This is a genomic window from Cecembia sp., assembly GCF_007126775.1.
Lineage (GTDB): Bacteria > Bacteroidota > Bacteroidia > Cytophagales > Cyclobacteriaceae > Cecembia.
The window spans coordinates 1-13,383 of the sequence record NZ_SLAP01000016.1; the positions used below are offsets into that span (position 1 = coordinate 1).

11 protein-coding genes are annotated in these 13,383 nt (G+C 40.7%); 3 read left to right on the top strand and 8 right to left on the bottom strand.

All coding sequences use genetic code 11. The annotated features are described in order from the left end of the window. Positions 1-337: 337 nt before the first annotated feature. The gene (locus QZT73_RS01195) at positions 338-1,252 is read right to left on the bottom strand and encodes a M28 family peptidase (RefSeq protein WP_291780187.1); all 915 of its coding nucleotides are present in this window, start codon (positions 1,250-1,252) and stop codon (positions 338-340) included. Positions 1,253-1,324: 72 nt separating this feature from the next. Between QZT73_RS01195 and QZT73_RS01200 the strand changes: the two genes are divergently transcribed. Beyond that, entirely contained in the window at positions 1,325-2,311 is a 987-nt protein-coding gene (locus QZT73_RS01200; protein WP_291786204.1) for an NTPase, read from the top strand. Positions 2,312-2,376: 65 nt separating this feature from the next. Here the strand turns inward: QZT73_RS01200 and QZT73_RS01205 are convergent, their stop codons facing one another. The 4 genes from QZT73_RS01205 to QZT73_RS01220 all read right to left on the bottom strand — a co-directional run bounded on the left by QZT73_RS01205 (position 2,377) and on the right by QZT73_RS01220 (position 4,347). Further along, positions 2,377-2,634: a hypothetical protein gene (locus QZT73_RS01205; protein WP_291780192.1), complete on the bottom strand. Its 258-nt coding sequence runs from the start codon at positions 2,632-2,634 to the stop codon at positions 2,377-2,379. Further along, entirely contained in the window at positions 2,615-2,929 is a 315-nt protein-coding gene (locus QZT73_RS01210) for a thioredoxin family protein (RefSeq protein ID WP_291780194.1), read from the bottom strand. Before QZT73_RS01210 ends, QZT73_RS01205 begins: the two co-directional genes overlap by 20 nt. 81 nt (positions 2,930-3,010) lie before the next feature. Further along, complete coding sequence (yjjX, locus tag QZT73_RS01215) at positions 3,011-3,586, bottom strand: inosine/xanthosine triphosphatase (protein WP_291780197.1); 576 nt, start codon at positions 3,584-3,586, stop codon at positions 3,011-3,013. Positions 3,587-3,639: 53 nt separating this feature from the next. Beyond that, on the bottom strand, positions 3,640-4,347 hold the full coding sequence (locus tag QZT73_RS01220) for a YebC/PmpR family DNA-binding transcriptional regulator (RefSeq protein ID WP_291780200.1): 708 nt from the start codon (positions 4,345-4,347) through the stop codon (positions 3,640-3,642). Between the two features lie 301 nt (positions 4,348-4,648). Between QZT73_RS01220 and QZT73_RS01225 the strand changes: the two genes are divergently transcribed. After that, a complete protein-coding gene (locus QZT73_RS01225; protein WP_291786206.1) occupies positions 4,649-6,001 on the top strand; it encodes an NAD(P)/FAD-dependent oxidoreductase in 1,353 nt (450 codons plus the stop codon). Positions 6,002-6,003: 2 nt separating this feature from the next. On the opposite strand, the gene QZT73_RS01230 is transcribed toward QZT73_RS01225, so the two are convergent. After that, a complete protein-coding gene (locus QZT73_RS01230) occupies positions 6,004-6,456 on the bottom strand; it encodes a gamma-glutamylcyclotransferase family protein (RefSeq protein WP_291778723.1) in 453 nt (150 codons plus the stop codon). A gap of 162 nt (positions 6,457-6,618) precedes the next feature. Between QZT73_RS01230 and QZT73_RS01235 the strand changes: the two genes are divergently transcribed. Continuing rightward, the gene (locus tag QZT73_RS01235) at positions 6,619-7,113 is read left to right on the top strand and encodes a DUF4890 domain-containing protein (protein WP_291778721.1); all 495 of its coding nucleotides are present in this window, start codon (positions 6,619-6,621) and stop codon (positions 7,111-7,113) included. Between the two features lie 228 nt (positions 7,114-7,341). Here the strand turns inward: QZT73_RS01235 and QZT73_RS01240 are convergent, their stop codons facing one another. Further along, entirely contained in the window at positions 7,342-8,820 is a 1,479-nt protein-coding gene (locus QZT73_RS01240; RefSeq protein WP_291778717.1) for a glutamate synthase subunit beta, read from the bottom strand. 1 nt (position 8,821) lies between these two features. Continuing rightward, the gene (gene gltB, locus QZT73_RS01245; protein WP_291778714.1) at positions 8,822-13,315 is read right to left on the bottom strand and encodes a glutamate synthase large subunit; all 4,494 of its coding nucleotides are present in this window, start codon (positions 13,313-13,315) and stop codon (positions 8,822-8,824) included. Between the last annotated feature and the right edge of the window lie 68 nt (positions 13,316-13,383).

Sequence of the window (13,383 nt, forward strand, 5' to 3'; positions counted from 1 at the left end):
TATAGCTTCACCAATCTTACATGCTGCATTTTGAGAACCATTAAGCAAAAAATCTCCTGCTTCAAACACGATAGTTTCTTTTGGAAACATCATACTGTTTTTCAAAGTGGATAATTTTGTGGGTCCAGAAAAATTTAAGATATCCAATCTTAGTTTTATCTAATTTTCAGATTTTCAAATCTTGGGTTTTTGGGGCTTTATATTCATCTATCTATTCTTGTAAATTGGCAAGGGTTCAGAAAGAAATTGCACTGTAATTCAGTGTACATTTTATTTAATTTGTTATAAAAAATATATGTTAAATTATTTTTTTTAAATTAAGCTTTAGTTTTTCACTTTAATTATTTTCAATTAAAGCCTTATCCAGATTAATGATGATTTCAAGTATCAAGTTGGCAGCATTTTTATAAAACTCAGGATGTATATTTTCAAAAGTATCAGTTTCCTTATGATAATCTTCATGGTCTTCTACTCCAAAATAAATAAATGGTATACCTTTTAGATGAAATTGGGCATGATCTGATGCCAGGGTCCAATCATCTCTTCCCATATTGGGTTCATCATGTCCAAATAAGAGCTTTGGTATTTTCCCGGTGGCAACTTTTTCTATAAATGGCTTAAGAGAAGGAGTGTGGTAAGTACCCGAAGCGTAGAGCTCGTTGTTTTCGTTCCTGCTTATCATATCCATGTTGATATTTAAGATCACCTGATCTAATGGAAAGGGAAAATCGTTTACCAAAGCTTTGGCGCCTTGATGCCCCATTTCTTCGGCGTCGAGAGCAACAAACATCATGGAATGCTTCGGCCTATTCTCAGAGAAATATGCTGAAAATGCCAAGATTGCAGCTGCACCTGAAGCATTGTCATCCGCTCCATTAAATATTTTATTTCCACTCTTTCCTAAGTGGTCATAATGCGCCATAATGACTATAATTTTTTCGGAAGTTTCTCCGGGAATAAAACCCACTATATTGGCTGCATTTTCATATATTTCCCCATCACGACGGTTTCTAAAAGTAAAATATTGCGTGTAATTTTTGTATTGGGATGTAAGGCCAAGTTCACTAAACCGTTCAATAAAAAGTGACCTGGCTTTAAGGCTTCCTTCTGATAGGGGTTTTCTGCCTTCCAATTCATCTGAAGCCAAATAGGCCAGATCTTGGAGCAATTGGTCTTCATTTATTTTCTGGGCCAAGGCCAGGAATGGCGTCAAAAGTAATACAGTAATTAAAATTCTCATTATATTTTTCATATTGAGGTATATTTTTTGTCGTTATGTATATTCGTAAAAATACTAAAGGATTTATATCCAGATTCAGTGCTTATGAAATATGTTCCAGCTTTGCTGTTAATTTTCTTAAACTTTTTCTACTCATATGGTCAGGGAGGCCTTCCAGATTATTTTTTAGATGGTAAGTCAGTTGTTTTGGTTTCGGCTTCTCCGCAGGCTAGGCCTTCTATGGAATGGCAGGAAATTTCAGAGCTGTTGCATGCAGGATTACTTTCCATAGGAGGGGATCCTGTAGGATACTATGAATTAGAGGACATAGCACTTTCTCCAGAAGTGCAAGCCGGGTATGCCTCCGCTTTTTCCAAGAGGCTTATCCGCTCCATAGTATTACTCACACGGAAATCCAATGGACAAGTAGCCCTTCATATCGCGCCATTTACCGGAAATACATCAATGGTGCCTTCATCAGGTATATGGGCCATGGAGTCGGATAATTTAGAGGATTTGGGTAATTCCTTACATACTATGGGGCAGCAGGTAAAAAGTAAAAATTTCCTGGTCTTGGAAATTCCCGAGTTTCCTAATTCGGAAGCAGGAATTGAAAGTTCAAGAAGATTTTTAGCAAGAAATCCTTTAAACCTGGACGCATTTAAATTAGGGATTCCCCTCTCAGGGGCAGCAGGTGATGCAGGTTTATTGATGAGCTTTAGGTATGATCTTTTGGGTAAAAGTGATCAGGCCGTGAAAACCGAGCAGGAGGCTGAAAAATCCGGTTTGGAACAACTTTTTAAAGAACTTTATCCCTATGGAATTGAATTTTTGACAAATCCACGTGGGGATGCTGAATTGGTAAGGGACCGGATACAGTTTGTATTGATGCGTCTGGAAGGGAAAGAAGGAGATTTGATGGAATCTATGGGGCTTCCTGTTGATAATCCCGAAGAAAAAACCAGAATTGTAGTTAAGTATTACATACGCCTGATTGTTCGGGATGAGCTTTATATCGGTCCGGAATGGGATGCGGATCCTGATTGGAGAAAGGCACTTTCGGGATTCCTCAATAATCTACAAAAAAAATAAGGGACCATTACGGTCCCTTCAGAAGCTTCCATGTGTTCAATGGGTGATCAAACAACTTTTCAGCTTTATTTATCAATAGCTCCGGTTACTCTTTTCATAAAAGTATTCATCGCTTCCTTTTTGTCCATTCCCTCTTTGATCATCTCATTGACTTCCAATGTACCGTACAGATTCGAAAGAAGTTCTCCCATGACTTCAATTTCTTCATCTTTTAACGAAGCAATTTCACTCATATTTTCCAGAAGCTCTATAGTTTCTTTTACCCAGTCTTCATCGTTGGCTTCGATAAAGCCCAAAACATGCTTAATTATCGGCAATCTCATCGATCAATGATTTTAGTATATCTTCTTTATTGGTTTGGATTTGATTGACCAATTTCCCGGATTTGAAAGCCGCAAATGTAGGCAGGTTGGTTACTTGAGCCATTTTTCTTGACTCAGGAAGCTTCTCTGCATCTACATATACAAACGAAATGCCTTCATAAGCTCCAGCAAGCCTTTTCATTTTGGGTTTCATGATACGGCAGCTCCCGCACCAAGTAGCACCATATTGCACTATTACTTTATCGTTATTTTCGACTAATTCCTGTAAAGTGTCTGTACTTAATTCCTGTAGCATTGTGAGTTGGTTTTATAATTATAACACAAAATTAACCGCTATAGCTATCAATAACCAATAGTTTTTTTCTATCTGCCATTTTTAAACAGTATATAGCTCTTTCTTGAGAAAAGGGATAAGAGCGAGTACGACTGCCTGTTGGTAATATTCTTTTCTATCTACTGCTCCATTGGTAAGAATTCCTACAGCACCATTTTCTTGTTTGGAGTTGCTCCTTTCAAAAACTTTATCATCAGCTTCCCCCAGTTCCATTCCCGCTTCGACAAGCTCAGTAATGGCTTTTGGAAGGAAGAAAGTTGATGTTTTGGCTTTACCCATCTTACTATCTTTATCCAGTACCACCACCCAGGCAAAAGCATGCATTTCTCCATCGACCAAGTCTACCCCTCCTTCAATACCTACCCAGTAATCTGCCTCTGGGAATACAGTTTTAGAATTTTTTGCCCGGTTAAATGCACCTTGGAAAGTCTCATTGTCCCCATAAGGCTGATCTGAAACTTCTGAGCCTACATTGAGTCCTTCTACAAGAAAGGATCCAGTGAAGGCTTGGTGAAAAGCGGCATCGGTGCAGGAAATTTTGACTGGGTTCTTACTGCCTACAATGATCAGTTTTTGTCTTAAGTCTTCCTGTATATTTTTTCTTTTTGGAAAATTCATGTCATTGGATTAAAAAAAGAAAACTGTGGACTGCTATCCACATTAGATTAATTTTAAGCAACATTGGTAAAAACCTGATTGACGTCATCGTCTTCCTCCAAGCGTTCAATCATTTTGTTAATTTCTTCTTCTTGTTCTTCTGTCAGTTCTACAGTTGTAGTAGGAAACCACTGAAAATCGGCATTGATGATTTCTATATTTTTGTCTTCAAGGGCTTTTTGCATTTTGCCGAAATCCTCAAAAGCAGTATATACAAAGACCTCCCCTTCATTCTCAGCAATTTCTTCCAGGCCATAATCAATCAATTCTAACTCCATTTCCTCTAACTCTAAGTCATTTTGCGCAAAGCGAAAAACAGCTTTTTTGTTGAACATAAAGCTTACAGAACCGGATGTGCCCAATGAACCTCCGGATTTGGTAAAATAATGCCTGACATTGGCCACAGTCCTGTTTGTATTATCTGTAGATGTTTCGACTATCACGGCTACCCCATAAGGGCCATAGCCTTCATACACAAGTTCTTCATAGTTTTTTTCATCTTTATTGGAAGCTCTTTTGATGGCTGCCTCAATCCTGTCCTTGGGCATAGCTGCCCCTTTGGCATTTTGGATTACAGTGCGAAGCTTGGAATTATTGGTTGGGTCTGGTCCACCGGCTTTTACAGCCATAACAATTTCCTTGCCCAAGCGTGTAAATACCTTGGACATTTTACTCCATCTTTTGAATTTTCTTTCTTTACGGAATTCAAATGCTCTACCCATTTCTTGACAGATTTTAAAGAAGGGTAAAATTAATAAATCTTTTGTAATCGCGTCTATGACACTGCGTAATATGCACGATTATCTGAAATTAAACGCTTCTCAAATATTATTTGAATAATTACCAGAATCTCTCGGTTTTAATCATTACTTTAAACTTATCTTAAACATGGAGCATGGGATTCATGGGTAAATTCATTTTGTCTTTACCCATTGGCTGATATCTTTTGCTGGACTATATTGATTCAATCCTTTTAAAAATAACCAAATTGATATTGATTTTATAACCATAATTCACCCAGCCATGAGTCTTGAGAATGAGTATCCCCTAAATCCCATACCAAATATACCTGACAGTATACAAAAAAGGGTTGTTATTGTAGGAGCAGGTTTTGCAGGGCTCAAACTTGCAAGAAAATTAGCGGGTACGGCTTATCAAGTAGTATTGTTGGACAAGAACAATTACCACATGTTTCAGCCACTTCTATACCAAGTGGCTACGGCGGCCCTTCCCCCCAATGCAGTTTCTTTTCCTTTGAGAAGAATTTTTCATAGTTCCTCCAATGTCCTGTTTAGAATGGCTATCGTACGAAGCATTGACAAAAAACAGAAGCGTATTTTCACCAATTTAGGTGTCCTGGACTACGATATATTGGTTTTATCCCAAGGTGCAAATACCAACTATTTTGGGAATGAAAATATACACAGGTATTCCGCACCGATGAAAACCACATCAGAAGCCCTATACATAAGAAATAAAATCATTTCCAATTATGAGCGTGCCGTAAATATTTCTGAGGAGAAAGAGAGAAAACCCATTATGAATGTGGTAATTGTGGGAGGTGGGGCTACAGGAGTGGAACTGGCAGGGTCCATAGCTGAACTCCGAAATAACGTGTTTCCAAAGGATTATCCTCAACTCAGCTTTAAAAACATGCGGGTAATACTGATAGAGGCGGGGAACACCCTGCTTAGCGGCCTTTCTGAAAAATCCCGCGAAAAAGCGCTTGAATACTTGCAGCGATTGGGTGTTGAAGTCATGCTGAATACCTTGGTAGAGGATTATGATGGATTCACTGTAAAACTCAAAGGTAAACAGCCCATAGAAACCATCACTTTGTTATGGGCAGCAGGGGTAAAGGCCAATTCCATGAAGGGTGTAGACCCCGAACAAAAAGCCCCCAATAATAGGATCCTGGTCGATGAGTACAATAGGTTAATCGGTGAGGAGGATATTTTTGTATTGGGCGACCAATGTCTTTTAAAAGAAGATAAATTTCCCAATGGGCATCCTCAGGTAGCTCAGGTAGCTATACAACAAGCCAATAATCTTGCTGCCAATTTAAAAAAAGCACTTAAAGGCGGGAGATGGAATCCTTTTATTTACAGAGACTTGGGTTCTATGGCAACTATAGGTAAAAAGATGGCAGTTGTAGACCTTCCTTTCATGAGTATGAGAGGATTCTTTGCTTGGTTTGTATGGCTCTTCGTTCATTTAATGGCCATATTGGGAGTGAAAAATAAATTACAGATTTTTATCACATGGGCTTGGAAATACCTTTCTTTTGATCCAAGCCTGAGGCTGTTGATCAGGCCTAGATATGTCAAACCTTCAAAGAGGGAATGGTTGATTGAGGATAGAGATTATGAACTTTAGCCTTATTTCATTAGAGGATTGGCACCGGTTCTATTCAGAATTTGTGAAAGGTAAGTGTTTGGCAGCCCATTCTCCTTTCCTCCTTTGAAAATCGTTTTCCAATAGCTTTCCAAAGGGAAAATTCCGGTTTTTGTTTTATTTGAAATAAAAGTAAATGCATTAAAATTACCTGATGGTGTAAATACTTCCTGTGCTATAAATTCATAGCCCGGCTCGGAACGCAGAAAATATTCCCTGTCTGCTTCTTCAATTTCAAAAAGTATACCATATACAGATTCATTTTTACTTGGGACAATATTGGCCCTCGCTGAGCCATCTGGATTGGGGTAGTTGAAGCGAAATCCAAAATGTGGGAGTAGAGCGAGACTTAATTTTATAGGATCTGTTTTTAAGCGGCCCATTAGGGTCTGTACGTCCAAGTTACTGGCATAAGCAAAGTAATAAAATTTTTCCATAGGGCAATTTAAGATTTGTTAACAAAATAATACCTATTGTCTTTTAAACCCAAGCCCATACATCTGGTCTAACTATCGAAATGAGTCAGTAATTCGGTGCATAATCCCGGGAGCACAGAATAAAAGGACTTTACGATTACTTAAATTTTAAATGATAAAGACATGAAAAAGATTTTGATGATTGCCGTCATATTCTCCCTATCCCTAGCAGCTTATGGGCAAAGAGGTGGAGGACAAAGTGAAATGCCAAGTGCAGAGGAAAGGGCTGAGAGGATGACCAACCGAATGGGTGAACAGCTTGGACTTTCTGAAGAGCAAAAACAGAAAATTTACCAGATCAATCTGCAAAATGCCCAGTCAAGGGATATTGAAATGGAGAATAGAAGAGCTGAGGCCAAGCAAAGAAGAGAAAGTAGAGAGAATCAAATGCAAGAGCAAACTAAAGAGATTGAAAATATTTTAACTCCTGAGCAGGCAGAGAAATGGGGTGAAATCAGGGAGTCCAACCGTCAGAGAAGACCAATGATGCGCGAGGGCCGAGGATCCCAAAAAGATGGGGAATATAGAAAAAGGAGAGGTCAGCATCGTGGGGATACTTCCAATAGAGGGCGCGACTATTCCAAGGGTAAGAGAGAAGCAAAGAATACAGACAAATAAATTTTCATAATAGATAAGGTTGGTTGAATGGTTAAAAAACCCTGGTCCTTGGCCAGGGTTTTTTTTGAATTTTAATTAAGTGTGCATTGGGTTTTGTGATAATCTATTCCCATAAAAAAAGAGCAGGCCATCAACCTGCTCTTTCCGCTAATTGGTCCCTGCTCCCTTAGGGCAGGCCATCACTAAACTTACTATCACGCTTACTCTTTTATCTTAGGCTTACTGCTTTCATTGTTTTTCAAGGATATCTTCTTCAATTTCATAATATCCCTCGTCTTTTCTTGGCAGGGAAGAAGCCCCCATCAAAAACTCATCTACTTTAACTGCGGCTTCTCTTCCTTCTGAAATTGCCCAAACCACCAAAGACTGGCCTCTTCTCATGTCACCTGCAAGAAAAACCTTCTTATTTGTACTCTGATATGCTTTGGATTTTGGCAATGAGTTTTCCATCATTTTAACGCCAAATGCTTCCATAAGTCCATTTTTAGCGGGACCGGTATAACCAATAGCGATAAAAGCAAGGTCACAGGGAAGTGTTCTTTCCGTTCCTGGGACTTCAACAAACTGCATACTTCCACCTTCTTCCTTCCATTCTAAATCCACTAAGACCAATCCTGTTACCTCCCCTTTTTCATTGCCAATGAATTCTTTGGTCAAAATGGAAAATACACGTTCTGCTCCTTCTTCATGGGAGCTGGAAGTCTTAAGGGTCATCGGCCATTCCGGCCAGGGATTTAGCACCGTTCTTTTTTGAGGAGGTTTAGGAAGCAATTCCAATTGTGTAATGGTCTTTGCTCCATGCCTGTTGGAAGTACCAATGCAATCAGAACCTGTATCTCCCCCACCTATGACAATTACATGCTTGTCTTTTGCTGAGATCGGATTTTCTTTAATTTCTTCTGCAATCACTTGATTTTGTTTTCCAAGAAAATCCATTGCAAAATGTACACCTTTCAACTCAGCACCCTTGATTCTTAATTCTCTGGGTTGTTGTGCACCTGTGGCCAATATCACAGCGTCAAAATTTCTTAAGATATTATCGGCTTTGATATTAAAGCCTACATCCGTTCCAGTACTGAAAATGACGCCTTCTTGCTCCATGATGCTCAATCTTCGATCGATAACCCATTTTTCCAGTTTGAAGTCTGGTATTCCATAGCGCAAAAGACCTCCTGGCTTACTGTCCTTTTCGAAAACAGTCACTTCATGGCCAGCATGGTTCAGTTGATCGGCAGCGGCCAAACCTGCAGGACCTGATCCAATTATGGCAACTGATTTACCAGTTCTGGATTTAGGAGGTCTGGCTTGTACAAAGCCCATTTCATAAGCTTTTTCAGCAATACTTTTTTCAATCAACTCGATTGCCACCGGATCTTTATTGATTCCCAAGACACAAGATGCTTCGCAAGGTGCCGGACAAATTCTTCCTGTAAATTCCGGAAAATTATTGGTGCTTTTTAGAATAAGGAAAGCTTCCTCCCATTCATTACTGTGCACAGCATCATTAAATTCTGGAATTACATTGCCCAATGGGCAACCCTGATGACAAAAAGGGATCCCACAATCCATACACCTTGCAGCCTGTTGATTGAGCTTTTCTCCATCAAATGGCTTATATATTTCTTTGTAATCATGAATCCTTTCTTCTGGATCCCGTGATGCCGGCAATTCTCTCTTAAATTGTAAAAAACCTTCTTTCGCTCCCATCTTATGACACCAATGTTTTAGATTGTTCCAACGCTTTTTTCCTCAATACTTCCTTATAATCCCTTGGGATTACCTTGATAAACCTTTCTCTATAGGCGTCCCAGTTTTCCTGGTATTCTCTACCCAGGACGCTGCCTGTAAAGGCAACATGCTTTTTCAACTCCTCCTTTATAGCAACAAAATCGTCCTCATTCAAAGGATCCAGATCCACCATCTCCTGATTCACCAGATAAACATAGTCTTTGAGAATGTAGGCAATACCTCCGCTCATTCCAGCCGCAAAATTTCTTCCTATTTCGCCTAGATTAATTACTAATCCACCTGTCATGTATTCACAACCATGGTCTCCTATTCCCTCCACAACTGCTTTCACCCCGGAATTCCTGACACAAAAACGCTCACCCCCTTTTCCGTTGATAAATGCCTCTCCAGAGGTTGCTCCATAGAAAGCCACATTTCCTATAATGATGTTTTCATGGGCTATGAAATTGGCATTTCTACTTGGGTATACAATCAGTTTTCCACCAGAGAGCCCTTTTCCAAAATAGTCATTGGATTCTCCTTCCAATTCAAAAGTCAGTCCTTTTGCCAGAAAACCTCCGAAAGTTTGCCCGGCAGAACCTTTGAATTTGAAGTGAAGTGTGTCTCCCGGAAGTCCCGGCGATCCATAAATTTTCGAAACTTCATTGGAAAGCATTGCGCCAACGGCCCGGTCTGTATTTTTGATTTGAAAATCGCCCTTGACAGGGTTGGCCTGCTCAAGTGCAGGCAATGCTGCTTTGAGGAGTTTGCGGTCCAGAACCTTCTTAAGTTCAAATTCCTGATCAATCTGTTTGTAAATTCCGACATGATCAGGCACTTCCACTTTATGGAAAATGGGCGACAGGTCTACTTTGTCCCATTTCCAATGATCCAGATGTCCTGAAGCCTTTAGTACATCTCCTTGTCCTACCATCTCATCTACAGTTGCAAATCCCAGAGAGGCCATGATTTCTCTTAGGTCCTGGGCCAGGAACATGAAGTAATTCACTACATGGTCCGGATTTCCTGTGAATAGTTTTCTCAATTCTGGGTTTTGGGTAGCTATTCCGACAGGACAGGTATTCAAGTGGCATTTACGCATCATGATACAACCTTCCACGACAAGAGCCCCGGTAGAAATTCCCCACTCCTCTGCTCCCAGCAATGTGGCAATGGCAATATCTCTTCCTGTCCGCAATTGCCCATCTGTCTGAAGGACTACACGGCTTCTTAAATTATTTTTTACCAGGGTCTGATGGGCTTCTGATAATCCCAGTTCCCAAGGAAGTCCGGCATGGCGTATAGAGCTTAAGGGAGATGCCCCTGTTCCTCCGTCTGCTCCAGATATCAATATGACATCGGCTTGGGCTTTTGCCACCCCGGCTGCCACAGTACCCACCCCTGCTTGGGAGACCAATTTGACATTGATTCGGGCTCTTCTATTGGCGTTTTTTAGGTCATAAATCAATTGAGCCAAGTCTTCAATGGAATAAATATCATGGTGTGGGGGAGGAGAAATCAAACCCACACCAGGGGTTGAGTGGCGTACCCTGCCGATCCAGTCGTCTACTTTATGCCCTGGCAATTGCCCGCCTTCACCCGGCTTGGCTCCTTGTGCCATCTTGATCTGCAGTTCCTCTGCATGACTAAGGTAATTGCTCGTTACCCCAAAGCGGCCTGATGCCACCTGTTTGATGGCGGATCTTTCCCAGTCTCCATTGGTCTTTCTTTCGAACCGAATCTCATCTTCTCCACCTTCTCCGCTGTTGCTTTTGGCCCCTATTCTGTTCATGGCAATGGCCAATGTAGTATGGGCTTCATGGGAAATGGAGCCGAAGGACATCGCACCTGTAGCAAATCGCTTTAGGATAGCGTCTACTGGCTCTACATCATCCAATGGAATGGCTATTCTTTTTTTGAATTCAAAAAGACCTCTAAGGGTAAGGGCATCTTTGCTCTGATCATTGATTTTCTGGGCAAATTTTCTGTAAAGGGAATAATCGTTCAGCCGTGTTGATTTCTGTAAAAGGTGAATCGTTTCCGGATTGAAAAGGTGTTTTTCTCCTCTTCTTTTCCATTGGTAAACACCCCCAGGTTCCAAAATGGGACTGTCTGTATCATACGCTGCATGGTGACGGATCAAAACCTCATCTGCAAGTTCATCAAAAGAAATACCTGATATCCGGCTAACAGTACCCTTGAAGCACCTGTCAATCACTTCCGGACCAAGTCCGATAGCTTCAAATATCTGTGCACTCTGATAGGATTGCAGCGTGCTGATCCCCATTTTGGAGAGTACTTTTAGCAGTCCTTTTCCTATTGCATTCTGGTAATTTTCGAAAAGCTGTTTTTGAGAAACTTCTTTCCCCAATGCTCCCTTTTCCTTTAGATGTGCCAAGGACTCCAGTGCCAGATATGGGTTGATGGCGGAAGCACCATATCCAATTACAGTTGCAAAATGATGTGTTTCTCTTATATCTCCTGCTTCTACTACCAATCCTGCCCTGGTTCTTATTTTCTTTTTCACCAAGTGGTGGTGTACGGCTCCAATAGCCAAAAGAGATGGAATAGGGGCTTTTGTTTCAGAACTGTTTCTGTCAGAAATGATAATAATGTTTTTGCCTGCATAAATTGCACCTTCCGCTTCCTTGCATAAAAGATTCAATGCCTCAAGCATCCTTCCTGGCTGCTTGTCTGCTTCAAAATGTGCGTAAAGTGTAACCGTCCTATACCCTTGCTCTTCCAAATGTTTGAGTTTCTGCAGGTCTTCATTGAGAAGAACCGGCTGGGAAATATGGATTTGTCGGGTATGTCTTGGACTTTCTGCCAAGATATTGTGACTTTCCCCAATTCGGGTAAATAAGGACATCACCAGCCGCTCCCTTATTGGGTCGATTGGAGGATTACTGACTTGGGCAAATAGCTGCTTAAAATAATTGGAAATATGCTGGCTTTGTTTGGAAAGAACAGCTAGTGGCGTGTCTGCTCCCATGGAACCGATGGCTTCATAACCATTTTCGCCCATTGGGGAAAGGACCACTTTGATTTCTTCAGAAGTATATCCGAATATGGTCTGCCGTTTTTTAATGTTTTCAGTAGTATATGGGTAATCCAGCTTTTTCGGATCAGGCATCAACCTGAGCTTAAGCCGCTCCTCTTTGACCCAAGCATCGTAAGGTTTGTTGTCACAAATAGAGGACTTGATTTCTTCATCAAAGGATATTTTTCCTTTTTCCAGATCAGCCAAAAGCATTCTTCCCGGGCTTATCCGGCCCTTTTCGATGATAGTCGCTTCCCTAACGGGCAATGCACCTGCCTCTGACGAAAGGATCAACCTGTCGTCGTTTGTGATGAAATACCGGAGTGGTCTCAGACCATTTCGATCCAGTGTAGCGCCAATTGATCTGCCATCTGTAAATATCAAAGCAGCAGGACCATCCCAAGGCTCCATCAAAGCAGCATGAAACTTATAAAAAGCTTTGCGGTCCTTGTCCATCATATCATTATCCTGCCAGGCCTCTGGAACCAACATCATCATGACATGCGGAAGTGACCTACCACTTAAAGTTAATAATTCAACCAAGGCATCCAGATTAGCAGAGTCAGAGTTCTGCTTGTTGGTCACAGGCATCACTTTGGACAATTCCTCATCCGTGAAATACATGGAACGCATCAGGGTTTCCTTGGATTTCATTTTGTTCAGGTTACCCCTTATGGTATTGATCTCTCCATTGTGAGAAAGATAGCGAAAAGGCTGCGCCAATCGCCAATTTGGAAAGGTATTGGTTGAAAACCTGGAATGTACAATGGCCAAGCCAGAAGTGATTTTGTTATTTTGGAGATCCTTATAAAAAGGTAAAACCTGATCGGTTCTGAGTTGTCCCTTATAAATTAATGTAAAAGCAGAAAAACTGGCGAAATAAAAGGCGGAATTGACACCGGGAACTGTTCCATTTATAGTTTTCGTCGCATAGTTCCTGAGAACAAATAATTTTCTTTCCAGGTCAATACCACTAAGGCCATCTTCATGGCTTACAAATACCATCTCAATATTTGGCATTACCTCTAGCGCCCCAGAACCAGGTACTGTTTCATCTACCGGGACGTCCCTATAACCCAATAACCGAAAGCCCAATTCTGTAATGATTTTATTCAGTAAAGCTTTTGATTTTTTATAAAGCTGTTTGTTTTTAGGGAAAAAGGTCATACCCACTCCATAACTACCGGCTTCGGGTAATTCAAAGCCTGCTCGTTGGGTCACCTCATTGAGAAATGGATGCGGTAATTGTATTAAGATACCGGCACCATCTCCGGTCTTGGGGTCAGAGCCTCTCCCACCACGATGTTCCATATTGCTCAACATAAAGAGCGCGTCACTGATGGTTTCATGACTCTTTATTCCTTTTACATTTACAACAGCTCCAATCCCACAGGAATCGTGTTCGAAAATATCACGATAAAGTCCTTGATTCATTTATCTTTTATTTAATAGGTTTTTTAATTTTGGTTGCAAAATATAAAAAAAAATTTCCTTTTTTTAAA

Coding starts and splice junctions, on each gene's coding strand:
- QZT73_RS01195 (WP_291780187.1), bottom strand. CDS start 1,252: ATGAAAAATATAATGAGAATTTTAATTACTGTATTACTTTTGACGCCA.
- QZT73_RS01200 (WP_291786204.1), top strand. CDS start 1,325: ATGAAATATGTTCCAGCTTTGCTGTTAATTTTCTTAAACTTTTTCTAC.
- QZT73_RS01205 (WP_291780192.1), bottom strand. CDS start 2,634: ATGAGATTGCCGATAATTAAGCATGTTTTGGGCTTTATCGAAGCCAAC.
- QZT73_RS01210 (WP_291780194.1), bottom strand. CDS start 2,929: ATGCTACAGGAATTAAGTACAGACACTTTACAGGAATTAGTCGAAAAT.
- yjjX (WP_291780197.1), bottom strand. CDS start 3,586: ATGAATTTTCCAAAAAGAAAAAATATACAGGAAGACTTAAGACAAAAA.
- QZT73_RS01220 (WP_291780200.1), bottom strand. CDS start 4,347: ATGGGTAGAGCATTTGAATTCCGTAAAGAAAGAAAATTCAAAAGATGG.
- QZT73_RS01225 (WP_291786206.1), top strand. CDS start 4,649: ATGAGTCTTGAGAATGAGTATCCCCTAAATCCCATACCAAATATACCT.
- QZT73_RS01230 (WP_291778723.1), bottom strand. CDS start 6,456: ATGGAAAAATTTTATTACTTTGCTTATGCCAGTAACTTGGACGTACAG.
- QZT73_RS01235 (WP_291778721.1), top strand. CDS start 6,619: ATGAAAAAGATTTTGATGATTGCCGTCATATTCTCCCTATCCCTAGCA.
- QZT73_RS01240 (WP_291778717.1), bottom strand. CDS start 8,820: ATGGGAGCGAAAGAAGGTTTTTTACAATTTAAGAGAGAATTGCCGGCA.
- gltB (WP_291778714.1), bottom strand. CDS start 13,315: ATGAATCAAGGACTTTATCGTGATATTTTCGAACACGATTCCTGTGGG.